At 60.4% G+C, this 24430-nt stretch carries 21 protein-coding genes and 4 tRNA genes; 4 read left to right on the top strand and 21 right to left on the bottom strand.

The features are described from left to right. Window positions 1-48: 48 nt before the first annotated feature. Window positions 49-318 (top strand): DUF1654 domain-containing protein, encoded by a 270-nt coding sequence (locus V8J63_RS21485; RefSeq protein WP_016774035.1) that lies wholly within the window; start codon window positions 49-51, stop codon window positions 316-318. A gap of 4 nt (window positions 319-322) precedes the next feature. Further along, entirely contained in the window at window positions 323-1012 is a 690-nt protein-coding gene (locus tag V8J63_RS21480) for an endonuclease (RefSeq protein WP_024012402.1), read from the top strand. 82 nt (window positions 1013-1094) lie between these two features. On the opposite strand, the gene V8J63_RS21475 is transcribed toward V8J63_RS21480, so the two are convergent. Beyond that, window positions 1095-1460 carry an SPOR domain-containing protein gene (locus V8J63_RS21475; protein ID WP_122506441.1) on the bottom strand — a complete coding sequence of 122 codons (366 nt, stop codon included), beginning with the start codon at window positions 1458-1460 and terminating at the stop codon, window positions 1095-1097. A 250-nt stretch (window positions 1461-1710) separates the two neighbouring features. Between V8J63_RS21475 and csrA the strand changes: the two genes are divergently transcribed. Further along, a complete protein-coding gene (gene csrA / locus V8J63_RS21470) occupies window positions 1711-1905 on the top strand; it encodes a carbon storage regulator CsrA (RefSeq protein ID WP_003179932.1) in 195 nt (64 codons plus the stop codon). Between the two features lie 219 nt (window positions 1906-2124). Here the strand turns inward: csrA and V8J63_RS21465 are convergent, their stop codons facing one another. After that, complete coding sequence (locus V8J63_RS21465; RefSeq protein WP_336464598.1) at window positions 2125-2580, bottom strand: DUF2214 family protein; 456 nt, start codon at window positions 2578-2580, stop codon at window positions 2125-2127. Between the two features lie 465 nt (window positions 2581-3045). Next, window positions 3046-3122 (bottom strand) — tRNA-Val (locus tag V8J63_RS21460). Window positions 3123-3305: 183 nt separating this feature from the next. On the opposite strand from V8J63_RS21460, the gene V8J63_RS21455 reads away from it, so the two are divergent. Beyond that, window positions 3306-4589, top strand: a complete 1284-nt coding sequence (locus V8J63_RS21455; protein ID WP_130926926.1) for an NAD(P)/FAD-dependent oxidoreductase — start codon at window positions 3306-3308, stop codon at window positions 4587-4589. Between the two features lie 129 nt (window positions 4590-4718). On the opposite strand, the gene V8J63_RS21450 is transcribed toward V8J63_RS21455, so the two are convergent. From V8J63_RS21450 to V8J63_RS21365, 18 genes are all read right to left on the bottom strand, one after another. Continuing rightward, on the bottom strand, window positions 4719-5690 hold the full coding sequence (locus tag V8J63_RS21450; protein WP_123443188.1) for an XdhC family protein: 972 nt from the start codon (window positions 5688-5690) through the stop codon (window positions 4719-4721). Window position 5691: 1 nt separating this feature from the next. Beyond that, window positions 5692-6927 (bottom strand): c-type cytochrome, encoded by a 1236-nt coding sequence (locus tag V8J63_RS21445; protein WP_130886969.1) that lies wholly within the window; start codon window positions 6925-6927, stop codon window positions 5692-5694. A gap of 2 nt (window positions 6928-6929) precedes the next feature. After that, the gene (locus tag V8J63_RS21440; RefSeq protein ID WP_016773947.1) at window positions 6930-7469 is read right to left on the bottom strand and encodes a (2Fe-2S)-binding protein; all 540 of its coding nucleotides are present in this window, start codon (window positions 7467-7469) and stop codon (window positions 6930-6932) included. Further along, on the bottom strand, window positions 7462-10293 hold the full coding sequence (locus V8J63_RS21435; RefSeq protein WP_130886971.1) for a xanthine dehydrogenase family protein molybdopterin-binding subunit: 2832 nt from the start codon (window positions 10291-10293) through the stop codon (window positions 7462-7464). Before V8J63_RS21435 ends, V8J63_RS21440 begins: the two co-directional genes overlap by 8 nt. 477 nt (window positions 10294-10770) lie before the next feature. Continuing rightward, a tRNA-Asp gene (locus tag V8J63_RS21430) sits at window positions 10771-10847 on the bottom strand. 93 nt (window positions 10848-10940) lie between these two features. After that, a tRNA-Asp gene (locus V8J63_RS21425) sits at window positions 10941-11017 on the bottom strand. A gap of 55 nt (window positions 11018-11072) precedes the next feature. After that, a tRNA-Val gene (locus V8J63_RS21420) sits at window positions 11073-11148 on the bottom strand. A gap of 176 nt (window positions 11149-11324) precedes the next feature. Then, on the bottom strand, window positions 11325-12101 hold the full coding sequence (locus V8J63_RS21415) for an SDR family oxidoreductase (RefSeq protein ID WP_130887041.1): 777 nt from the start codon (window positions 12099-12101) through the stop codon (window positions 11325-11327). Continuing rightward, window positions 12098-13309 carry an O-succinylhomoserine sulfhydrylase gene (locus tag V8J63_RS21410; protein WP_016773944.1) on the bottom strand — a complete coding sequence of 404 codons (1212 nt, stop codon included), beginning with the start codon at window positions 13307-13309 and terminating at the stop codon, window positions 12098-12100. Before V8J63_RS21410 ends, V8J63_RS21415 begins: the two co-directional genes overlap by 4 nt. 68 nt (window positions 13310-13377) lie before the next feature. Next, a complete protein-coding gene (purF, locus tag V8J63_RS21405) occupies window positions 13378-14883 on the bottom strand; it encodes an amidophosphoribosyltransferase (protein ID WP_016773943.1) in 1506 nt (501 codons plus the stop codon). A gap of 41 nt (window positions 14884-14924) precedes the next feature. Continuing rightward, entirely contained in the window at window positions 14925-15485 is a 561-nt protein-coding gene (locus V8J63_RS21400) for a CvpA family protein (RefSeq protein WP_016773942.1), read from the bottom strand. Window positions 15486-15583: 98 nt separating this feature from the next. After that, window positions 15584-16246 carry an SPOR domain-containing protein gene (locus V8J63_RS21395; RefSeq protein ID WP_024012393.1) on the bottom strand — a complete coding sequence of 221 codons (663 nt, stop codon included), beginning with the start codon at window positions 16244-16246 and terminating at the stop codon, window positions 15584-15586. After that, entirely contained in the window at window positions 16230-17537 is a 1308-nt protein-coding gene (gene folC, locus V8J63_RS21390; protein ID WP_130887042.1) for a bifunctional tetrahydrofolate synthase/dihydrofolate synthase, read from the bottom strand. Before folC ends, V8J63_RS21395 begins: the two co-directional genes overlap by 17 nt. Next, entirely contained in the window at window positions 17534-18454 is a 921-nt protein-coding gene (gene accD, locus V8J63_RS21385; RefSeq protein ID WP_016773939.1) for an acetyl-CoA carboxylase, carboxyltransferase subunit beta, read from the bottom strand. The genes folC and accD overlap by 4 nt, the downstream gene beginning before the upstream one ends. 199 nt (window positions 18455-18653) lie before the next feature. After that, on the bottom strand, window positions 18654-19286 hold the full coding sequence (locus tag V8J63_RS21380; RefSeq protein WP_056784388.1) for a phosphoribosylanthranilate isomerase: 633 nt from the start codon (window positions 19284-19286) through the stop codon (window positions 18654-18656). 64 nt (window positions 19287-19350) lie between these two features. Beyond that, window positions 19351-20175, bottom strand: a complete 825-nt coding sequence (gene truA / locus V8J63_RS21375) for a tRNA pseudouridine(38-40) synthase TruA (RefSeq protein WP_016773937.1) — start codon at window positions 20173-20175, stop codon at window positions 19351-19353. Window positions 20176-20442: 267 nt separating this feature from the next. After that, window positions 20443-23103, bottom strand: a complete 2661-nt coding sequence (locus V8J63_RS21370) for a FimV/HubP family polar landmark protein (protein ID WP_336464597.1) — start codon at window positions 23101-23103, stop codon at window positions 20443-20445. 209 nt (window positions 23104-23312) lie between these two features. Further along, window positions 23313-24323: an aspartate-semialdehyde dehydrogenase gene (locus V8J63_RS21365; RefSeq protein WP_125927227.1), complete on the bottom strand. Its 1011-nt coding sequence runs from the start codon at window positions 24321-24323 to the stop codon at window positions 23313-23315. Window positions 24324-24430 lie beyond the last annotated feature (107 nt).

Below are 24430 nucleotides of genomic sequence, written 5' to 3'. Positions count from 1 at the left end.
TTTCTTGAATTTTAAGCAGTTGCGAAATCGCTTACAGTTAAATACTGTATGCACGTACAGCTTAATAAGGATAACCTCGTGGCCACCTCTCCTGCTGCTCCTGACGCTTACGAACGCATGGGTATGCGCGTTCAGAAAATCATCAATTCCCCCACCGCACAAAAAGCCAAAGCCGCACTGATTTTCCGTCTGCCGGATGAGCCGATGGATGACTGGGAGCGCTTGCTCGAGGAAATCGACGAGAACGACAACGTTACCCTCGCTTATCGCGATGACGGTGGCGTGCAGATTTTTTGGGTTGTGCCGAAGGAAGATTGACTCAATGAGTGTCCGCTGTGTTGCTTTGCTGTTGTTGTTTTTCGCCATGGGCGCCCAGGCTGGCGCCCCACGTACATTTTCCGAAGCCAAGAAAGCCGCGTGGAAACTTTATGCACCGCAATCCACGGAGTTTTACTGCGGCTGCAAGTACACCGGCAACAAGGTCGACCTGAAGGCTTGCGGCTATGTGCCTCGCAAGAACGCCAAGCGTGCATCGAGAATCGAATGGGAGCACATCGTGCCGGCCTGGCAGATCGGCCATCAGCGGCAGTGCTGGCAGCAAGGCGGACGCAAGAATTGCACGCGTTACGATCCTGTTTATCAAAAGGCCGAAGCTGACTTGCACAATCTGGTGCCGAGCATTGGCGAGGTCAACGGTGACCGCAGCAACTTCAGCTACGGCTGGTTGCCGGTGCAGTCCGGCCAATATGGCTCCTGCCTGACGCAGGTCGACTTCAAGGCCAAGAAGGTCATGCCCCGCCCTTCGATTCGCGGCATGATCGCCCGCACGTATTTTTATATGAGCAAACAATACGGACTGCGCCTATCGAAGCAGGATCGGCAGTTGTACGAAGCGTGGGACAAGACCTATCCAGTGCAGGATTGGGAACGTCAGCGCAACCAGAGCGTGGCGTGCGTGATGGGGCGCGGCAACGAGTTTGTCGGCTCGGTAAATCTGAAAGCCTGCGGCTGATTGCAGCGGAAATAAAAAGGCCTCGAGCGTTATGCTCGAGGCCTTTTTAATGTCTGTTCAGCGTGTTTTGAAGGCGCTTCGCTTATGGCGTTAGCGGATGCTCGATCACCACCGATTCGATATTTTGTTTCTTGGCTTTTACCAGCGCTGCATCGACCTGCACCTTGCGCGCCTCGGCGTCAGCCTGGGAATTGAACGGACCGATCAGAATTCGTGTTTTACCGCTGCCGTCCTTGACGACCGTCGGAACGAAAGCATGCTCGATCAACCAGCCGCTCAGGTCACTGACGGCCTGAGGGGTCTCGCCCCGAACTTCCAGATCCCACTGTGGCGCGGCGGCCGCCGGCGCTGCCGCTACCTTTGCCTCAGGCTTTGGCGCATCTACATTCTTGCCTTCACCGCAGCCTGCCAATGCCAGTGCCGCTACCAGCCAAACCAATTTGCGCACAACGCTTCCCTCGGAATTCGTAAAGCGGCGATCTTATCATTCAAAAATACTTCGCGAGCCCCGCAAAATGGGCACAAAACAACGAGAATGATGATTGCAGCCTCTGTATAGTTACGCCCTGGGAATTAATGCCGCTTCTGCGCGTCAGAAAGAGGCACCCAAACCGTGAGACTTCGCACTAATCTATAGATACCACCGACCTCTGCACTGTCTGAATCAGGTGCCCTACAAAGCAATCAAGGAGAAGACCATGCTGATACTCACCCGCAAAGTCGGTGAAAGCATAAACATTGGTGATGACATCACGATCACCATCCTCGGAGTCAGCGGCCAACAAGTCCGCATCGGTATCAACGCTCCGAAAAACGTGGCAGTGCACCGTGAAGAAATTTACCAACGCATCCAGGCCGGCCTGACCGCTCCGGACAAGCCGCAAACGCCCTGAGCCACTTTGCATTACGTAGCCAGTCCTATTGCCGTCGCGCAAGACTGGCTAAAGATTCACGCGCCGTTTAGCCATCCGCATTTCACCCCGCTGGGCACGGCGCCTGAAGCATGCTGACTCCTTTCACTTGCCCCTCCCTCCTTTCTTGCGCCGATATTACCTTTCACTCCTGGAGCTGGCTGTCGGACGTTTCCGATAGAGCACGGCGAATTTCGCCTTCTAAGCGAATATCACGCCACGCGCCATGCCTGTCGCCGCGACCATCATCAGGATCAGCAGCAGCGCTTCAACATGACTGATTCGCGCGTACAACTTCGCACGTCCGCTATCAAGCGCCGCACCGCGCGAGGATGCGATGCGCCATTTGATCAGCGTAATCATCGGTGCCAGCTCCATCAGCAGGATCAGCAAGAACAGCGTCATCTTCAGATGAAACAGCGGCTGATGCAGGTAATAGTCAGAGCCTTTCTCGTAACCACCAAACGCACGCATTGCTCCGGTGATAAGCAGCGTCAAAGCTGAAAGCCCCCAAAGGTTATCCGCGAGCAGAACGCGCTTGACCTCTCCCGTGCCCGCCGAGAGCTTTCGGAAAGCTGTGCCGCGCGTCAGCGCCGCCCAGAAAGCCAAGGCAAACGCGAATAGATGAATAGCGGCCAGGACCCACTGACTCAGCATCGACGCACTCCCTTATAAAGAGTTGAAAATCGGCCAGTCAGTAGTAGACGAAAAAACCGCGCCTCGCTTGGAGGTGATGGAGGAATAGGCGCCCAAACGCCAAATCGCAGGCAAAAAAAATCCCAAGCAGCTGATGGAAGCTTGGGATTTAAAAATGCATAAACCGTGGTGGTGAACGCGGAACGCATGTTACTTAAATTCCCAACATGCAACAAGGCTTTTTCGATAACCGGTTGGAGAAAAAGAGCTGTAAGCCTTTGGATATTCAGGTGTTTTCAACAACGAAATGGAAGAAGAATGCACCAAAATGGCGCTTGATCATTTTGCGCAAACAGTAATGAATGGAGAGCTGATCAGAGCGAAGCGGAAAAGACCGGGACCAAGCGTTGCGCAAATCGCAGACAACAAAAAAGGGCTCACCTTTCGGTGAGCCCTTCCAGACCGCCCAGCAGAGCGGATTTTGTTTGGTAGGCGCGATTGGACTCGAACCAACGACCCCCACCATGTCAAGGTGGTGCTCTAACCAACTGAGCTACGTGCCTGCTGTGAGGCGGCATTCTACGGAATTCCGGAGGGGTGTCAACACCTTTTTTTCACCTAACCCTATGAATATGCAAAATATTTAATTTCGCCTCAGCGACGAAGAGTTTCCGGTGGCTGGCGGAGGTTTTTCAACTCGGGTAGGATCGACGCACTCGTAAAATATATTAAACAGAGGCGGCAGGATGGCGAACACCCAATACCCAGAGTCTTATTACGCTGCGTCGGCCAATGCCGTACCACCACGCCCTGTGCTGCAGGATGATGTGGAGACGGACGTCTGTGTGATCGGCGCCGGGTATACCGGGCTGTCGTCCGCCCTGTTCCTGTTGGAGAACGGTTTTCGCGTAACCGTGCTGGAAGCGGCGAAAGTCGGTTTTGGCGCCTCGGGCCGAAACGGCGGGCAGATCGTCAACAGCTATAGCCGCGACATCGACGTCATTGAACGCACGGTCGGCCCCAAGCAGGCGCAACTGCTCGGCGAAATGGCCTTTGAAGGTGGCCAGATCATTCGCGAGCGCGTGGCCAGATACAATATTCAGTGCGACCTGAAGGACGGCGGTGTATTCGCCGCCCTTTCCGCCAAACAAATGGGGCACCTGGAATCGCAAAAGCGCCTGTGGGAGCGCTTCGGCCACACCCAGCTGGAATTGATGGATCAACGCCGCATTCGTGAAGTGGTGGGTTGCGATCAGTACGTCGGTGGCATGCTCGATATGAGCGGCGGCCACGTCCATCCGCTGAATCTGGCGCTCGGAGAAGCGGCGGCAGTCGAGTCTCTCGGCGGCACCATCTATGAGCAATCACCTGCCGTGCGCATCGAGCGCGGCGCCAATCCGGTTGTGCATACGCCGCAGGGCAAGGTCAGGGCCAGGTTCATCATCGTCGCCGGCAACGCCTACCTCGGTAATCTGGTACCGGAACTGGCGGCCAAATCGATGCCGTGCGGCACTCAAGTGATCACTACCGAGCCACTGGGCGATGAGCTGGCGAAGGCGCTATTGCCGCAGGATTACTGCGTAGAGGACTGCAACTATCTGCTCGACTACTATCGCCTGACCGCCGACAAGCGCTTGATCTTCGGTGGCGGCGTGGTTTACGGCGCTCGCGATCCGGCGAACATCGAAGCGATCATCCGCCCGAAGATGCTCAAGGCTTTCCCGCAACTCAAGGATGTGAAGATCGATTACGCCTGGACCGGCAACTTCCTGTTGACCCTTTCGCGCTTGCCGCAGGTCGGGCGCCTGGGCGACAACATCTATTACTCGCAGGGCTGCAGCGGTCACGGTGTCACCTACACGCACCTGGCGGGCAAGGTCCTCGCCGAAGCGTTGCGCGGTCAGGCCGAGCGCTTCGATGCCTTTGCCGACCTGCCGCACTATCCCTTCCCCGGCGGGCAATTGCTGCGCACACCGTTTGCCGCGCTGGGTGCTTGGTATTACGGGCTGCGCGATAAGTACGGCCTATAAACACCATTGTGGCGAAGGGATTTATCCCCGTTGGGGGTGCGCAGCGCCCCCTCTTGAGCAGGAGGGAACTGCTGCGCAGTCCAACGGGGATAAATCCCCTCGCCACAGTAGATTCAGCAAGGCTTAGGATCAGAGCTGATCCCGAGCGATCCCGCTACGAATCCGCAGGATATCCGCCAGCACCGCCAGCGCAATTTCCGCCGGTGTCTTGCTGCCGAGGTTGAGGCCGATCGGCGCATGAACCCGCGCCAGCTCTGCCTCACTCAAGCCACCAATGCGGCGTAAGCGCTCGAAGCGTTTCTGCGACGTCTGCTGCGATCCCATCACACCGATGTAAAACGCTTCGGTGCGCACCGCTTCCATCATCGCCAGATCGTCGATGCGCGGATCATGGGTCAACGCCACTACCGCCGTATCGCGATGACAACCACCGTCGGCAATGAACACCGAAGGCAACTGTCGACGGATTTCCACGCTATTGAGCACCACGCCTTCAAGCACTTCATCACGCGGATCGCACAGAATCACTTCGAAGCCAAGCCCTACCGCGAACTCGGCACAGGCCTGCGCCACACTGGAGTACCCGGCGAGCAACAAGCGCTGTGCTGCACCGACACGAATGCGCACCCGATCGATCTCACGCTCGATCCGCGCGCCCTGCTCGCGATCAGCAAACAGAGTGCGCGCACCGCTGGCCAGATCAACTTCGCGAAGCAGACGACGCTGACCCAGCAGCGCCGATTCCAGTTCACGCAGGTGCGCCTGCACCGCGCAGTCGGCGTCAAGTTTCTCAACCAGCACATCAAGAATGCCGCCGCAAGGCAGACTGACCCGCGAGCGCGGATCATCGCCTTCGCCGTAACGCACGACGCTTACCGCTTCGAGAAACGCACCTTCGGCGACGCGCTCAAGGAAATCCTCCTCGACGCAACCGCCCGATAGCGAACCGATCCACTGCCCGCCTTCGTTCACCGCGAGCAGCGAACCCGGCGCGCGCGGTGCCGAGCCGTAAGTGGTCAGCACCGTGCACAGCCAGATTCGCTGCCCGGCCACCGACCATTCCAGCGCCCGACGCACCACTTGCAGATCGAGATGCTGCATATCAGTGGGCCTTGTGCTCGACGCTCGGCGCGTCGGCTTGCAGCTTCTGCACTTCGCTCACCGCCAGTTCAGCGCCCTGCCCGCCCCAACCCTGACGCAGGTAGTTGAGCAGATCGGTCAATTGCTCAGGACTGAGCTTTTCAGCAAACCCCGGCATCGGCTGCATGTGCTCGAACCCGGAGAACTTCTGTTCGCCGATACCATCCTCGATCACTCGCAACAAGTTGCGCGGATCTTCCAGGCGCAACGTCGTGTTGCCACGCATGGCCACGGCGATGTGCGGTTTGCCTTCACCGCCAGCCGCGTGACAACCGGCGCAGACGTTCAGGTATTCCTGACGCCCGCGCTGAGCACTCGGGCTGAGCTTGTCGAGCGGCACCTCGACGAGCTCTTTGGCTGGCGGCGGTTGCTCGCCGAGCAGGAATGTCGCCATTGCCGCCAGGTCAGCATCGCTCAGACCTTGAGTGCTGTTGTGAAACACCGGGAACATTTCGTTGAACATCGTTCCTTGCGCGCTCATGCCATGCTTCAGAAACGTGCTCAGATCCTGCTGATTCCAGCCGCGCGCGGCCAGGTCGGTGGCCAGCAGGCTCGGTGCCAGATAACCATTGAGGATGCCGCCGGTCATGCGCTTGTCCATTTGCATCGCGCCGGGCAGGCCGCGTGGCGTATGGCATTCGCCGCAGTGACCGAGAACGTCGACCATGTACTGGCCGCGCTTCCACGCCTCACTTTTGCCTTCGGCCGGCTCCAGCTTGACGTCTTTGCCGTAGAGCATGTTCCAGCCGGTCAGACCCAGACGCACATTGAACGGAAAGCTCAGGCTGGTCACCGGCGCGGCGCGTTCGATCGGCTCGATGGTTTTCAGATACGCGTGAATCGCATCGGAATCGGCGCGCGGCATCAGGTGATACGAGGTGTACGGCATCGCTGGATACAAATTCGCACCGTCGCGCCGCTTGCCTTCGGTCAGCGCAGCGAAGAACTCGTCATCGTTGTACAGACCGATGCCGTGCTCTTTGCTCGGAGTGATGTTGGTGCCGTAGATCGTGCCGAATGGCGAGACGATCGGCAGGCCGCCGGCATAGGGCGCGCCACCGGGTGCGGTGTGACAAGCCATGCAGTCAGCGGCGCGGGCGAGGTATTCGCCGCGCTTGATCTGATCCTCGGCGTGGGCCGCCAAAAGCGGCGCAGCCAGTCCGAGCGCGAAAGCCAGGCGGGTCAGTAAACGCTTCATGCTCAACCCTCCTTGACCAGACCAAGATCGGTCAGCACGTTGCGCGTGGCGTTGTAATAACGCACGTACCCGGTGCAGCGGCAGACGTGATGGCCGAGGCTGTCCTCGATCACCTGTTCCAGCTGACTTTTGACGATCGGCTGGCGCTGCAGCTTCTCGACCAACACGGTCGCGGCGTTGACGAAGCCTGGCGCGCAGTAGCTGCACTGGAAGGCGAACTCGTCGACAAAGCGCTGCTGGATCGGATTGAGCTCGGTGACCTGGCCCTGCTCGTCGCGAGTGGCGTGGCCTTCGATGGTGCGGACTTTCTTGCCCTCGAAGTAATGCGCACCGGTGATGCAGGTGCGCACTTCTTCGCTGGTGCCGTCGGGGTTATCGACGATCACCACACAGGCGTGGCAGATCCCCTGACCGCAACCCAGCCGCGAGCCGGTGAGGTTTTTGTATTCGTGCAGGTAGTCGATCATCGGCAGGTCATCAGGGATGTCCACCGGGCCGACGGATTGACCATTGAGGGTCAGTTGAAGCGGACGGTTAGCCATTGAGGGCCTCCTTGATGCGCGCAGCGGTGATAGGCAAGTCACGAACACGTTTCCCGATGGCGTGCGCCACGGCGTTACCGATGGCACCGACAATCGGGATCATCACCACTTCGGCGATGCCCTTGGACGGATCGCTCGGCGACAGCGGCGGCAGGATCTCCGCGGTCTGCTTCCACACCGCAACGTGACGCGCCATCGGCAGGCGGTAACGGTTGAAGTTCCAGTCACCCTCCCCCGGCCCGCCTTCGTACAACGGCATCTCTTCCATCAGCGCATGACCAATACCCATGGCGATACCGCCTTCGAGCTGGCCCTTGACCAACTCTTCAACCAGCACCCGACCACACTCGATCCACGAATGGTGGTTGAGCACCTGAACTTCCGCCGAGCCTTTATTGACCTTCAACTCGACCAGCGTCGCGACCGGGCTGTAATAGGTCACGGCAGCGTTGTTCAACTGCACTACCGGGTAGTTGACGTTCTGCCGATCAAGCAAGTGAAAGCCGGCGCTGTTCATCTGCGCTTTCTTCGCTTGCGGCGCACCATCGCCGTATTTCACCGCCAGACCGTCGAGCGGCAGGCGCTCGCGCACGCCGTCGATGCTGTACTCGGCCTCGGCCCAGCTCCAGCGGTTGAAACCATGCACCGTAGCGCCCGTCACCAGCCCGCGTTCGTGGGCGCGCTTGGCCAGCTCCTCGAAACTCAGCGGCTGCATACCGTTGGCGGTCAGCTTGCCATCGACCCAATGCGCATCTTCGCGGCGCACCACGTAAGGGTTAGCCTGGCCGCCGTACGGACCCTGACGCCAGATCTCCAGCGCCGCCGGCCACAAGCCGTGGTTGAACAACACGCGTGCCGCTTCACGGGTGGCATGGCTGAAGTAATACGCGGAGTTGGTCGCCGAAGACGCCGACGCCAGCTTGCCGACCCAGCGCGGGTTGCGCAGCAGATTGTCCTGCTCGGCCTGACTCATGATGTAAGGGTTGCCGCTGGTGATCAGCTGCATTTCCTGCCATTCGGTTTCGCCGGTCTTCACCTCGTGCGCCGGGCTGCCGAGGAAATCGGCGACGACCAAGGCTTGCGAAGTGGACATGCCGGTACCGATTTCGATACCGATGTGGCGCAGGGTAATGCGCCCGTCTGCGGTGAATTGGATGCTGGCCATCGGCGCTTCGGAGCCGGTGCCGAAGTCTTTCTGGCAGATGGCGAAACCGACGCCGTACCAGTTATCCGGGTCTGCCGCTTCACGTTGCTGCTTGATCGCGTCGCGGTTTTTCCAGACTTCGTGCACCGAGGCCTTGTCGAGAATTTCATGCAGGCGCAGTGCACCGGCCGGGATTGCGCCCTGGGTGTTTTTCATGCCGGAACGCAGGGCATTCCTGCGGCGCAAATCGATGGCGTCGACACCCAGGCGATTGGCGATTTCGTCGACCATCATTTCGGTCGCCGCCATGCTTTGAAGAGTGCCGTAACCGCGCATCGAACCCGCCTCGACCGCGCGCGAGTGATACGCGGTGACCTGCAGATCGTTCTGCGGCATGTAGTAGATCGACTGCGCAGCCGTGGCGCCAACCGCCGCCACCGATGGGCTGTAGTTGACCCGACCGCCGCCGTCGACGCTCATTTCCGCGCGGAAAATCTTGAAGGTGTAGTCATTCTTGTCCACGGCCAACTGGTAGCGGATGTCGAACGGGTGACGCTTGATGCCGCTCTGGAACTGCTCGTAGCGGTCGTTGGCCAGACGCACCGGCACACCGGCGCCGTACAGCGCAGCCAGGGCTGCGTAGTAGACAAAAATGTTGTGGTCTTTGGAGCCATAGCCGACGGTATAGCCCGGGTGCATGTTCAGATTGGACAAGCCGAAACGCGACGGCCCGATCATCTTCGCGGTCTCGGTCGCGACTTCCAGCGGGCACTGCGTCGCCACGACGAAATGCAGGGTTTTGGTTTTCGGGTCGTACCAGCCGTTGCCGTTGTCCGGCTCGAGGGCGGCCGGTTCGATCGACGGCGTCTTGTAGCGCTCATCGAACACCAGCCAGTTGTCTGGCGGCGTGTCGATTTCCTGCTTCATGCGGTCGGCGTAGAACAGGCCGCGCTCGGTGAGGTTGCCATGCAGGTTCGGCGATGCATTCCAGACTGGACGGCGGTTCTTCAGCATCGGGAACAGGATCGAATCCTTGAGGCTGGCGAACTCGTCTTCGTCCGCCGAGGTCGCGCCGCCGACGCGCACGTAGCGGAAGCTGCCGTAGGGATCGCCTTCGTAGAACGGCACCTTGGCGCCGTAACGAATCGCTTTGTCATTGAATTTGAGTTGATTCTTGGCCTGACGGAAACGCTCGAAGTCGTTCCAGATCAGAATCGCTACCGGGTGACCGATGAACATCGGCACTTTGCCTTCCGGCAGCAATGGATCAGGCGCGTGCTCTTCGGGGAAGACGATACCGTCCTTGTCCAGATCGGCAGCGGTAACGATGCGGTCCGGCTGCAGATCAGCGCCGAGCCACGACAGGTCGTAGCCTGCGTAGATGCGGTCGGCCTTGATGGTTTTCAGCAGCATGGCGTGGCCTTGTTGCTCAGGCCAGCCAGGCATGTCCTTGGCGCGGATGTCGCGGGCAAACACCTTGCTGCCGCAGACCTTGGACAAGGCATCGTTACGTTGCCGCGCCTTGCCGTTATTGCCGAGCCATTTCTCGGACGGCACGGTGACGCTGTTTTCCATCAAGGCAGCCAGCGCATGACTGCTGAGCGGCGTAAGCGTAACGCTCACACCCGCCACCAGCCCGCCCTGGAGGAACGAGCGCCGGGATATTTCACGGTTGGACATGGATCATCCTCTGGGCGGTTATAGGTCCGCCCTTGTGGTTATCTACTGGGGATCTCGAGTCGTGCAGAAGCTCTTTCTGGCGAAGCAAAGAGCTGTGTTGACAGTGCAAAGCTGACCGAAAGGTTAACTTTAAAGGTTTCTGCGCCCACAGCAAACAACCAGTTACAAAAACCTGACTAAATAATCAAAAAAATCAATGCGACGTGGCACCGCAGTAGGCTTGCAGAGATTCTTGTAGGAGCTGTCGAGTGAAACGAGGCTGCGATCTTTTGATCTGGATTTTTTAAGAGCAAGATCAAAAGATCGCAGCGTGCCGCAGCTCCTACGGGACGATTTGCGCAGGAGTTCGAGAGGGGAATAACCAAATTTCAGACACAAAAAACCCCGGTCTTTCGACCAGGGTCTTTGCTATCGATCCGATTCAGCCTATGACTGGTTTCGGCGCTTCAAGGCGTTCAGTGGTCCTTGAAACTGATATGGCGCAGCGGACGGGACTCGAACCCGCGACCCCCGGCGTGACAGGCCGGTATTCTAACCGACTGAACTACCGCTGCGTATCGCTTTGAGCTTGCGCTCAAGTAACTCGTTTTGATTACCGGCTTCGGTGCCTGGCAATCGCGAACCAGATCAATCTGACTCGTAAAATATGGCGCAGCGGACGGGACTCGAACCCGCGACCCCCGGCGTGACAGGCCGGTATTCTAACCGACTGAACTACCGCTGCGCGTCGGTGCAGGCACTTTCAGCCTACTCTCTTGCTTGCGCAAGCTTCTCGGGAGTGGTGGGTGATGACGGGATCGAACCGCCGACATTCTGCTTGTAAGGCAGACGCTCTCCCAGCTGAGCTAATCACCCGTTTGCATCTCCGAGGCCGCGAAATTTACGCAGGTGGCGAAGCTAAGTCAATAGCAGGATTGGAGTTTTTTTCAAAAACGGGTTTTAGCTGCAAGCTGCAAGCTCCAAGAAAAAGCAGGATCACCTAAAGCAGGCACACCAGCGTCTTGCTTTAGCTTGCACCTTGAAGCTGCCTTTCACTGCTCGTAGATCATTTTCTTGGTCATGCCGCCATCGACGACAAATTCCTGGCCGGTGACAAACCCGGCATTCCTCGACAGCAACCACGCCACCATCGCCGCCACGTCCTCGACAGCCCCTACCCTGCCCGCCGGATGCTGAGCATGATCGGCATCGGCCAAAGGTTCGGCGCGACGCACCGAGGGATCACGGGCATCGATCCAGCCCGGACTGACTGCGTTCACGCGGATTTCCGGTCCAAGGCTGATTGCCAGCGCATGGGTCAGCGCCAACAGCCCGCCCTTGCTCGCAGCGTAGGCCTCGGAGTCCGCCTCCGACTGTCGCGCGCGGGTCGAGGCCAGATTGACGATCGAACCGTTGTGCGCACGCAGATACGGCGCACAGTGCTTGGCCAGCAACATCGGCCCGCTCAAATTCACCGCCAGCACCCGATTCCAATACGCCAGATCGAGGCTCTCCAGGGTGATGTTGTGCGGATCGGCCACCGCCGCGTTGCAGACCAATGCATCTAGGCGACCGAACTGCCCCAATACCTCGGCCACGCCCAGCGCGACCTGATTTTCGTCGGCGACGTCCATGGCGATGAACCAGGCGTTCTCGCCCAGCACCTTCGCCACTTTCGAACCACGCACCCGATCAAGATCGGTCAGCACCACCTGCCAGCCTTCGCTGACCAGCCAAGCGGCGATTCCGAGGCCAATACCGCGCGCAGCCCCGGTGACCAGCGCCACGCGGCCATGGGTGTTGGCCGCGGGTGTGGACAACTCGATCACAATGCCGCCAGACCGCGCGCCAGATCAGCTTGCAGGTCAGCCACGTCTTCCAGACCGACCGCAACGCGGATCAGACTGTCACGAATGCCTGCCGCTTCACGCTCCTGTGGCGCCAGACGGCCGTGGGAGGTGGTGCTTGGATGGGTGATCGTGGTTTTGCTGTCGCCGAGGTTGGCGGTGATCGAAATCAACCGCGTGGCATCGATAAAGCGCCAGGCGCCTTCTTTGCCGCCCTTGACCTCAAAGCTGACAACCGCACCGAAGCCCTTCTGCTGGCGCTGGGCCAGCTCGTGCTGCGGATGGCTCTTCAGACCGGCGTAATGGACCTTCTCGATGCCGTCCTGCTGCTCCAGCCATTCGGCCAGCGCCTGAGCGTTGGCGCAATGCGCTTTCATGCGCAGGTTGAGGGTCTCGAGGCCTTTGAGGAAGATCCACGCGTTGAACGGGCTGAGGGTCGGCCCGGCGGTCCGCAGGAAACCCACCACTTCTTTCATCTGCTCACCGCGCCCGGCGACAACGCCGCCCATGCAGCGGCCCTGACCGTCGATGAACTTGGTCGCCGAGTGCACGACAATATCCGCGCCGAGCTTCAGCGGCTGCTGCAACGCCGGGGTGCAGAAGCAGTTGTCGACCACCAGCTGCGCGCCCTTGGCATGCGCGATTTCTGCCAGGGCGGCGATATCCACCAGCTCGGCCAACGGATTGGACGGCGACTCGACAAAAAGCAGCTTGGTATTGGACTTGATCGCCGCGTCCCAGGCCGACAGATCGGCCAGCGGGACGTAATCGACTTCGACACCGAAGCGTTTGAAGTACTTCTCGAAGAGGCTGATGGTCGAGCCGAACACGCTGCGCGACACCAGCACATGATCGCCAGCACTGCACAGGCTCATCACCACCGCCATGATCGCGGCCATGCCGGTTGCCGTGGCGACGGCTTGCTCGGCGCCCTCCAGCGCGGCAATGCGTTCTTCGAACGCGCGCACGGTCGGGTTGGTGTAGCGCGAATAGACGTTGCCCGGCACTTCGCCGGCAAAGCGCGCCGCTGCATCGGCAGCGGTGCGGAACACGTAACTGGAGGTGAAGAACATCGGGTCACCGTGTTCGCCTTCCGGCGTGCGGTGCTGACCGGCACGGACGGCCAGGGTATCGAACGCTACGCCTTCGAGGTCGCTGTCCAGCCGACCGGCATCCCATTCCTGACTCATGCTGCTCTCCTTTGTTCACGAACAATAAATATCAGATACAAAACCGGCCCCTCAGGGCCGGTGGAAACTCAGTTGTTGTACAGATCGATGATCGCACTGACTGCCTGGGTCTTGACCTTCGAGGCATCGTTGCGCGCCTGTTCGATCTTGTTCAGGTAAGCCTCGTCGACGTCACCGGTCACGTACTTGCCGTCGAACACTGCGCAATCGAAGTGCTCGATCTTGATCTTGCCGCCACCGACCGCTTCGATCAAGTCAGGCAAGTCCTGATAGATCAGCCAGTCAGCGCCGATCAGATCGGCCACGTCCTGAGTCGAACGGTTGTGCGCGATCAGTTCGTGAGCGCTCGGCATGTCGATACCGTAGACGTTCGGGAAGCGCACCGCAGGCGCCGCCGAGCAGAAGTAGACGTTTTTCGCGCCGGCTTCGCGGGCCATCTGGATGATCTGCTTGCAAGTGGTGCCGCGCACGATCGAGTCATCGACCAGCATGACGTTCTTGCCGCGGAATTCCAGCTCGATGGCGTTGAGCTTCTGGCGTACCGACTTCTTGCGCGCAGCCTGGCCCGGCATGATGAAGGTGCGACCGATGTAACGGTTCTTGACGAAGCCTTCGCGGAATTTCACGCCCAGGTGATTGGCCAGTTCCAGCGCTGCGGTACGGCTGGTGTCCGGAATCGGGATGACCACGTCGATGTCGTGCTCAGGGCGCTCGCGCAGGATCTTCTCGGCAAGCTTCTCGCCCATGCGCAGACGTGCTTTGTACACCGACACGCCGTCGATGATCGAGTCCGGACGCGCCAGGTAGACGTGTTCGAAGATGCACGGGGTAAGCGACGGGTTGGTTGCGCACTGACGGGTGTGCAGCTTGCCATCTTCGGTGATGTACACCGCTTCGCCTGGCGCGAGATCGCGGATCAGGGTGAAACCGAGCACGTCCAGGGAAACGCTTTCCGAGGCGATCATGTACTCGACGCCTTCGTCAGTGTGACGCTGGCCGAACACGATCGGGCGAATGCCGTGCGGATCGCGGAAACCGACGATGCCGTAACCGGTGACCATCGCCACCACGGCGTAACCACCCACGCAGCGGTTGTGCACATCGGTCACAGCGGCGAACACGTCTTCTTCGGTCGGCTGCAGCTTGCCGCGCTGGGCCAGCTCGTGGGCGAACACGTTGAGCAGCACTTCCGAGTCGGAACTGGTGTTGACGTGACGCAGATCGGATTCGTAGATCTCTTTGGCCAACTGTTCAACGTTGGTCAGGTTACCGTTGTGCGCCAGGGTGATGCCATACGGCGAGTTGACGTAGAACGGCTGGGCTTCGGCCGACGTCGAGCTGCCGGCAGTCGGGTAACGGACGTGGCCGATACCCATGTGGCCGACCAGACGCTGCATGTGACGCTGCTGGAACACGTCACGCACCAGGCCATTATCCTTGCGCAGGAACAACCGGCCATCATGGCTGGTCACGATACCGGCAGCGTCCTGGCCGCGGTGCTGGAGCACGGTTAGCGCGTCATACAGCGCCTGATTGACGTTCGACTTACCGACGATACCGACGATGCCACACATGCGACGCAACCCCTACTTAATGGATCTGAACTGAACAGCACTCACTGAGGCGTTTTCGCCGTCGGCAAGAGCTGCTCCTTGAACGGAATCTCAGCGGGTACGCTGATTCCGCTGGCAAGCCACTGACTGCTCCACCCGAGTATCAGGTTTTTGGACCAGTCGGCGACCAATAGAAACTTGGGCACGAGCTGTGATTCTTTCCACCACCCGTCCTGCTGTACCGGCCCCAGGCTCAACAGCCCGACCGCCACGACCACCAGCAACACGCCACGCGCTGCGCCGAAGGCCATGCCGAGGAATCGATCGGTCCCGGATAACCCGGTGACGCGAACCAACTCGCCGATAAGATAATTGATCATTGCGCCCACGATCAGTGTGGCGACAAACATGATGGCACAGCCCGCAATCACGCGAGCCGATGGGGTTTCGATGTATCCGGCGAGGTACTCGGACAGTGAGCCACCAAACATCCAGGCAACCGCTCCTGCGATGATCCAGGTCAGCAGCGATAACGCTTCCTTTACGAAGCCGCGGCTCAGACTGATCAATGCGGAGATGGCGATGATTGCAACGATCGCCCAGTCAACCCAGGTAAATGGCACAGTGCAGCCTACAGACGGATAAGGCGGCGCATTTTAGCAGAGCGCATGGCTGTCGGTAAGCTGCGATTGTCAGTGCTTTTCAATCGAGGTGATAGATTTCAGCCACGTTCAGGCTGAAAACGGACAACGAAGCCCTTGAGGTTCTGTTGACGGCTCAGCAGATCACGCAGACGATCGGCCTCGGCACGCTCGATCAGCGGACCGACGAACACCCGATTCTTGCCATCGGCCGAACGAATGTAGGCGTTATAACCCTGGCTGCGCAGGTTCTTCTGCAGGCTTTCGGCGCTGGCGCGGCTCGACAGACTGGCCAGTTGCACCGACCAACTCACCGACAGACCGTTGGCATCGACGCGGCTCTGCGTGGTGTCAGGCTTGCTGGTTGCGGAGGTGATTGGCTGAGCCGGCGCCGGAATCGGCTTGGCCACCGGTGGCGGCGTTGCCGGGCGGGCAATCTGCGCCGGGATGGTCGGTGCCGGGGCGGCCGGAGCAGCAGCCGGAGCAGCAGGCACCACTTCTTCAGCGACCTCTTCGTCCGTTGGCACCGGCTCTTGCGGCAAAGCCTGGGGCTCAGGCACGGCGACCGGGTCCATTTGCACTTGCGGCATGGCCGAAGGCTGAGGCGCAGCCGGGGCCTCGACGGTCACCTGACGCTGCTCGTCCTGACGGGAAAACAGCATCGGCAGGAAGATCACCGCCAGCGCCACCAGCACCAAAGCGCCGACCATGCGCTGCTTGTACGCTTTATCCAGCAAAGCCATTTGCCGCTTCCTCCGTGGAGCGCCGGGCCAGCCATTCAAGGGCCTCGGCGACACAATAAAATGATCCGAACAACAGAATCTCGTCGTCGCTGGTTGCTATAGCGCACTGCCCTTCCAGAGCGGCCGCAACGCTGGCATAGGACGTAACCGAAGCACCAAGGTTCTGCAGCGCTGCCTCAAGCTCAGCTACGGGACGCGCACGCGGCGAATCCAGCGGCGCGACAGCCCAATGCGCGACACTAGCATTCAATTCGCCAACAACACCATCGAGATCCTTGTCCGCCAGCAACCCGAACACCGCCAGACGCTTGCCAACCGGCGGCCGCGCAGCCAGACGTCGCGCGAGATATTCAGCGGCATGCGGATTGTGACCAACATCCAGCAACAGGTTCAGGCGCTTGCCGTTCCATTCGAACGAACGACGATCGAGGCGCCCGACCACGCGCGTCGCCTGCAACGCCGCGACAATCTGTTCGGCATTCCACGGCAAACCTGTCAGCAGATAGGCTTGCAGCGCCAGCGCGGCGTTTTCCATCGGCAGATCAAGCAGTGGCAAATCACGCAATTCGACCGCTTGGCCCTGCGCGTCGGTACCGCGCCACTGCCAGTGCTGCTCAGTGATGCCGAGATCGAAATCGCGACCACGCAGAAAAAACGGGCAAGCCAGTTCGCGTGCCTTGTCGAGCAGCGGTTGCGGAGGATTCAGGTCGCCACACAAGGCCGGTTTGCCCTGACGGAAGATACCGGCCTTCTCGAAGGCGACGGATTCGCGGGTATCGCCCAGATAATCGGCGTGATCGACGCCAATGCTGGTGACCAGCGCAATATCGGCATCGACCACATTGACGGTATCCAGACGCCCGCCCAATCCCACTTCGAGCACAACAGCGTCAAGCGCGGATTGTTGGAACAGCCAGAACGCCGCCAGGGTGCCCATTTCGAAGTAAGTCAGGGAAGTGTCGCCGCGGCCCGCCTCGACCGCAGCAAAGGCTTCGCACAGCTGCGCGTCAGTGGCTTCGACGCCATTGAGCTGCACCCGCTCGTTATAACGCAGCAGGTGCGGAGAATTGTAGACGCCAACGCTCAGGCCCTGCGCACGCAGCAACGAAGCCACGAACGCGCAGGTCGAACCCTTGCCGTTGGTGCCGGTGACCGTGATCACCCGAGGCGCCGGCTGGCCCAGCCCCATGCGGGACGCTACCTGTTGCGAACGCTCCAGGCCCATGTCGATGGCCGAAGGATGCAACTGCTCGAGGTAGGCGAGCCATTCACCAAGGGTGCGCTGGGTCATACGTTGGCAGGCACCGGCGGAACCACGATCGGCTCGATCGGCGCGGCGACGAACTTCGGCGTCGGCTTGCCAGTCATCTGTGCCAGCAGGTTACCCAGACGTGGGCGCAGTTCCTGACGGTGGATGATCATGTCGATGGCGCCGTGTTCCAGCAGAAACTCGCTGCGCTGGAAGCCTTCCGGCAGTTTTTCGCGCACGGTCTGCTCGATTACCCGCGGACCGGCGAAGCCGATCAGGGCTTTCGGTTCGCCAACGATGACGTCACCGAGCATCGCCAGACTGGCGGAAACGCCGCCGTAGACCGGGTCGGTCAGTACGGAGATGAACGGAATGCCTTCTTCACGCAGGCGCGCCAGCACGGCCGAGGTCTTGGCCATCTGCATCAGCGAGATCAGCGCTTCCTGCATGCGCGCGCCACCGGAAGCGGCGAAGCAGATCATCGGGCAGCGGTTTTCCAGTGCGTAGTTGGCAGCGCGCACGAAGCGCTCACCGACGATGGCGCCCATGGAACCGCCCATGAAGTTGAATTCGAATGCCGAAACCACTACCGGCATGCCCAGCAGGGTACCGCTGACCGAGATCAGCGCATCTTTCTCGCCGGTCTGCTTCTGCGCAGCGACCAGGCGGTCCTTGTACTTCTTGCCGTCGCGGAATTTCAGACGGTCAACCGGCTCCAGGTCAGCACCCAGTTCGTTGCGGCCTTCCGGATCGAGGAAGATGTCGATACGCGCACGTGCGCCGATGCGCATGTGGTGGTTGCACTTGGGGCAAACGTCCAGGGTCTTTTCCAGCTCCGGACGGTACAACACCGCCTCGCAGGATGGGCATTTGTGCCACAGACCTTCAGGCACCGAGCTCTTCTTGACCTCCGAGCGCATGATCGAAGGGATCAGTTTGTCTACTAACCAGTTGCTCATGCTTTCTTTCTCCAGTACCGGCGGCCCGAACGCTCTGGTTCGCAGCCCCGCGTATGCCCTTGAGCTAAATTCATGTGTGTGGCGATGGTTGATGAACAGTCGCGGTCAGCGCGGAACATGACCTGCGTACGATTCAGCAACCCTCAGCCGCGCCTGCTTTGTGCAAGTGCATTGATGGACGGCGGCAGACTGCCAGCCGTCACATCGACGATGTATTGCCGCGCACCGCGTTGATGAATGCGCGAATCTTGTGGTGATCCTTGATGCCTTTGCTCGCTTCTACCCCGCCGCTGACATCCACCGCGTAGGGCTTGACCCGCGCTACCGCATCAGCAACGTTCTCCGGCGTCAGGCCACCGGCCAGAATCAGCGGCTTGCTCAGGTGTTGCGGAATCAGTGACCAGTCAAACGCCTCGCCGGTTCCGCCAGGCACCCCTTCGACATACGTGTCGAGCAGTACGCCACTGGCGCCGGGAAAGGCATCGCAGGCAGCGGCGATGTCATCGCCGGCCTTGACCCGCAGCGCTTTGATGTACGGACGATGCCAGCCTTCGCACTCCTCCGCGCTTTCGTCCCCATGGAATTGCAGCAGATCAAGCGGCACCGCATCGAGGATTTCTCCCAGCTCGCAACGACTGGCGTTGACGAACAGCCCCACGGTGGTGACGAACGGCGGCAACGCCTTGATGATCGCCCTTGCCTGCTGCACATTCACTGCACGCGGGCTCTTGGCGTAAAACACCAGACCAATCGCATCGGCGCCGGCTTCGACGGCGGCCAGCGCATCTTCGATGCGGGTAATGCCGCAGATCTTGCTGCGAACAGCTGACATGTCAGGAAAACCTCAAGGCAAAATCCGAAAACGTCCCGGATGGTAACAAAAGCGTCCGAGGGCGTCAGCCGTCAAGTTCGGAGAAACCCGTAAGGAAATGTGGCCCGATAAAGCGCTCGGGTAACGGGAATTCGTCGTGGTACTCGACCTGCACCAGATAGAGCCCATATGGATGCGCCGTCACCCCGCCGGAGCGACGCTCGCGACTCTCCAGCACTTCTTTCATCCACTCCACCGGGCGCTCACCGGCACCGATGGTCATCAGCACACCGGCAATATTGCGCACCATGTGATGCAGGAAGGCATTGGCACGAATGTCGAGCACGATCATCTTGCCGTGTCGGGTCACGCGCAGGTGATGCATCTTTTTGATCGGCGACTTGGCCTGGCACTGACCAGCCCGGAACGCGCTGAAGTCGTGGGTACCGATCAGGTACTGCGCGGCCTCGGCCATGCGCTCGGCGTCGAGCGGGCGGTGATTCCAGGTGATTTCTTCGTTGAGGTGCGCCGGGCGAATCTGATCGTTGTAGATCACATAGCGATAACGCCGGGCAATGGCCTTGAAGCGCGCATGAAAATGCGCCGGCATGACCCTGGCCCAACTGACGCTGATGTCGTGAGGCAGATTGATGTTGGCGCCCATGACCCAGGCTTTCAGCGAGCGATCAACCTGGGTGTCAAAGTGCACCACTTGGCCGCAGGCATGCACGCCGGCGTCGGTACGCCCGGCGCATTGCAGGGAAACCGGTGAATTGGCGACTTTCGACAGAGCTTTTTCAAGCTCTTCCTGCACCGTCGCCACACCGGTCAACTGACGCTGCCAGCCGCTGTAGCGCGAGCCTTTGTACTCAACGCCCAGCGCGACGCGGTAAAAGCCGTCGGGCGCCATTTCGGCGACCGGGTTATCTATGTTTGCCAAGGTGGTACAGCCTGCTGATTTTGCAAAGGCGGGCATTATAAGGCGGTGGGCCGGGGATGCCAGAGTTCTCTATCGGCAGTACCGCCGGCTTCGCGAGCAGGCTCGCTCCCACATTTGCAATGCATCCCCCTGTGGGAGCGAGCCTGCTCGCGAAAGCAATCGATCAGACACCCCCGAATCCGGCGCAAACAAAAACGGCAGCCCCACCGGGCTGCCGCTTGTTGTTTACCGCTGAACTTACGCCAGGTTGGAAAGCATTTCCTTGGCCTCGCCCCGCTGCTTCTCGTCACCCTCGGTCAACACTTCGTTGAGGATGTCACGGGCACCGTCGGCGTCGCCCATGTCGATGTAGGCCTGGGCCAGATCGAGTTTGGTCGCCGCTTCGTCGGTGCCGGCGAGGAAGTCGAAATCGTCTTCGCCCAGATCGTCACCCATCGCCGCGTCCGCTTCGGTGAAGCTCGGCTCGGCCATGCTTTGCGACAGGCGATCCAGCTCGGCATTGACGTCGTCCAGCTCGGCCGAGAAGGCATCCGGCTCAGCAGCCGGGTTGCTGTCCATTTCGTCCGCCAGCGACAGGTCGAAATCAGCTGGCAGCTCCAGATCGTCCTGCGGCACGTCAGCGACAACCGGCGTCTCGACCGGGGGCAAGTCCTTCACGCCGTCGTCCAGATCCAGCAGGAAGTCATCTTCAGCCAACGTGGCCGGCGATGGTTCGGCGCCCAGATCCATATCCAGATCGAAGTCCGACAGATCGTCGAGATTGTCTTTCATCTCGGTCTGCTCTTGCAGCACCGAAGCGAAGCTCAGGTCGTCTTCGGCCGGAAACGCGTCGAGCTCGACCGGCGCTTCTGGCTCGGCTACTGGTGGAGGATTGACCGGGGTGATGTTGTCGAGGTCGTCCAGGCTCAAATCGAACGCGGTGTCGAGGTCGTCAGCGGCGGTCTCGGGCGCTTGCGGCTCGTCTTGCAGCAGTTCCTTAACGTACTGCGCGTCCAGCTCGGCAGCGACGGCGGCAGCCGCCAGTCCACCGGCAGCAACCACGGCCATGGCCGGGAAGCGGCTTTTCAGTGCTTCGACCTTGGCGAAGTTATCGCCATTAGCCACCAGTTGACGCTCTTGCGCAACGAACGCATCGCGATCGCCCTGCTGGCCGTAGACTTCCATCAGCTTCAGGCGCAGATCGCTGCGTTCCGGCTCAAGGCTGACGCCCTCTTCCAGCAGCGCGGCGGCTTGATTGAGGCGACCGGCATTGATGTGCGATTGCGCTTTGTCGAGCACGTCATCCGATCGCTCGCCGGCCGGGGCCACCAGTGGTGCGGCAATCGGCGCAGCCATCACCACCGGAGTGACGACCGGTGCTGGAGTTGGCGCAGGTGCCGGAGCTGGCGTATTGAGCTTGACGCTGGCCGCTGGGGTTTCGAGACCAGAGAAGCTGCTTTCCGGCAGTTCCTGCTCAGCGGAGAATTCTTGCTCTTCAGCCAGAGCGCGGGCCATGCGCAGGTGCTTTTCAGCTTCCTGCTGGGCTTTGCGACGGCGCGCCAGCAGCAACAGCAGAAGCAGCAGAACCACCGCACCGCCGCCGATCAGGCCGAGCAGGATCGGATTGGTCAGCAGTTCATTGAAGGCTTTGTCGTCATCGGCGGCAGCAGGCGGCGTAGTTTCGACCACCGGCTCGACGACTGGCTCAACCGGGGTTTCCGCTGGCGGCGCGATGGCCGACTCTGGAGTCGGTGAAGCCGCTGCGGCGTCGGCCGGAGTGGCTGGCGGTGTCGCGGCCAGATCGGCAGTGATCGCCGGCACCGGCGGCACAGCAGCAGTGGCGCCAGGCGCAGCGCCGGCGCCGTCGGCCTGCATCTTCGCCAGTTGATTGTTCTTCAGCTCGATCAGCTTTTGCAGCTTGTCCAATTGGCTCTGCAGATCCGCCATGCGGCTTTTCAGTTCCTCGTTGTCACGACGGGTCGTGTCGAGGTTTTCCTGGGTGATTGCCAGTTTGTTGCTCAGCGCCTTGGCGTCGCCGGCCGGGCCTTTCGCACCGGGCTTGGCACTTTCTGCCGAGACCAGGCTCAGGTTGTCCTGAGTGTTGGCCGCTGCACCGGTATTGCCACGGCCACGATTGGTCGCATCCAACTGCTGCTGACCGGTGCCAGGCTTGGCCGCGTAACGACGGCCCTGACGCCAGGCTTCGTTCTGCGCCGCCACTTCAGCGATGGCTGCCGACTGCGGCAGCGCGGTGCTTTGTACTGGGTCCGGCAGACGCAGCACCTGGCCGGTTTTCAGACGGTTGATGTTGCCGTCGATAAAGGCATTCGGATTGAGCGCCTGAATCGCCAGCATGGTCTGCTGGACCGAGCCACCATTGCGCGCCTTCGCGGCGATTTCCCACAGGGTGTCGCGCGGCGTGGTGGTGTATTGATTGCGATGGGTGGCACCAGTGGTTGGCGCGGTGATGGTCTGCGACGGCGCCGGTTGCGCGGCGGCGTCAGCGGTCTGCGGCGAGAACTTCGACGGATCGAGCAGCACGCTGTAATCACGCAGCAGGCGGCCATTGGGCCACATCACCTGCACGAGGAACTTCACCATCGGTTCCGACAGCGGTTGGCTCGAGGTCACGCGCAACACGCTTTTGCCGCTGGCATTGAGTACCGGGGTGAACGTCAGGTCATTGAGAAAGGCCTGCCGATCAACGCCAGCCTTGGCGAAGTCTTCAGGGGAAGCCAGGCTCGGCACCACCTCGGCGGCGGTGAGATCCTTGACGTCGAGCAGCTCGATTTCAGCCACCAACGGCTGGTTCAGGGTCGACTTCAGGGTCAGCTCCCCGAGCCCGAGGGCATGCGCCATACCGGAGGACAGCGCCGAGGCGGCCGCTATTGCTAACACCAGTTTGCGAACTTGAACCATAGCCTCATCCTTTGTTTGAACGTTCCTCGGCCAGCGAGAAGCTTTTGAATACCGCTGCCGTAAGGCATTGCGCGCGACGACGGGGGTCGCCGCGCGCGATCATTTCTGTGCTGCCCCGGAAAGTCCCGGAGGGTGACTCGTCATCGACGCGCTTCGGGCAAGCATAGCGCTCACCTAGAATCAGTCGACAAATTGTTGCCAAGTATCTTTTACAGCAGGTCTTTTATCAACAACTCAGCCAGTTGCACGGCATTGAGCGCCGCGCCTTTGCGTACGTTATCTGACGTCAGCCAAAGATTTAGTTCCGCCGGGTCGTCGACACCACTGCGCACGCGGCCGACATAGACCACGTCCTGCCCCACCGCATCGCCGACCGCGGTCGGATAATCGCCAGCCTCGACCAGCTCGATGCCCGGTGCTGCCTCGAGCGCGGCGTTGACTTTTTCCAGGTCAACAGCGCTGCCTGACTGCAAGGTCACGCTAAAGCTATCGCCAAAAAACACCGGGGCTTGAACGCAAGTGGCAGAAATCTTCAATAAAGGTTTTGCCAGGACCTGACGCAACTCGCGTACCAGACGCTTTTCCAGCAGCGTATGGCCTTGCGCATCAGGCGCACCGACTTGCGCCAGCAGGTTGAACGCCATCTGCCGGTCGAAGAACGTCGGTTCCAGCGGACGCATGTTGAGCAGCTCGGCGGTCTGCCGCGCGAGCTCGGTGACCGCCTCGCGGCCTTGCGCCGAAACGGCCAGGTTGGCGGTGACGTTGACGTATTGCAGATCGAGCAGATCGAGCAACGGCGCCAGCACCACGGCAAGCGTAGTGGCCGACGGGCTTGGGCTGCTGACCTGGAACGGGCTTTTCAGACTGGCGAGAATATCGGCATTGGCCTCGGGCACCACTTGTGGCGCCTGATCGGCAGGCAAGGCGCCAGACAGGTCGATCAACGAGCAACCGGCAGCATGGGCGCGAGCGGCGTAGCTCAGCGACACCGCAGCGCCAGCGGCGAAGAACACCAGTCTGACCTTGCTGAAATCGAACTCGTCGACCTCGCGCACGCGGACGTTTTTGTTGCGGAACAGCACCGAGCTGCCGGCCGATTCGCTGCTGGCCAGCAGGTGCAGATTGCCGACCGGGAAGTCGCGCTCTTCGAGAATCTGTACGAGGGTTTCGCCGACAGTACCGGTGGCGCCGATAACGGCGATATCGAAAGTCTGGGTCATGGAGCTACCTCTGGCAAAACGGGGGGAGCGGCACTTTACCGGGTGGGTGGCGCACAGGCAATTTCTGCCCGTACCGATCGTTCCGACGCTCTGCGTGGGAATGCCTC

The sequence above is a fragment of the Pseudomonas sp. CCNWLW23 genome (assembly GCF_037095675.1).
Classification (GTDB): domain Bacteria; phylum Pseudomonadota; class Gammaproteobacteria; order Pseudomonadales; family Pseudomonadaceae; genus Aquipseudomonas; species Aquipseudomonas atacamensis.
This window is presented reverse-complemented; position numbering and strand designations above follow the sequence as displayed.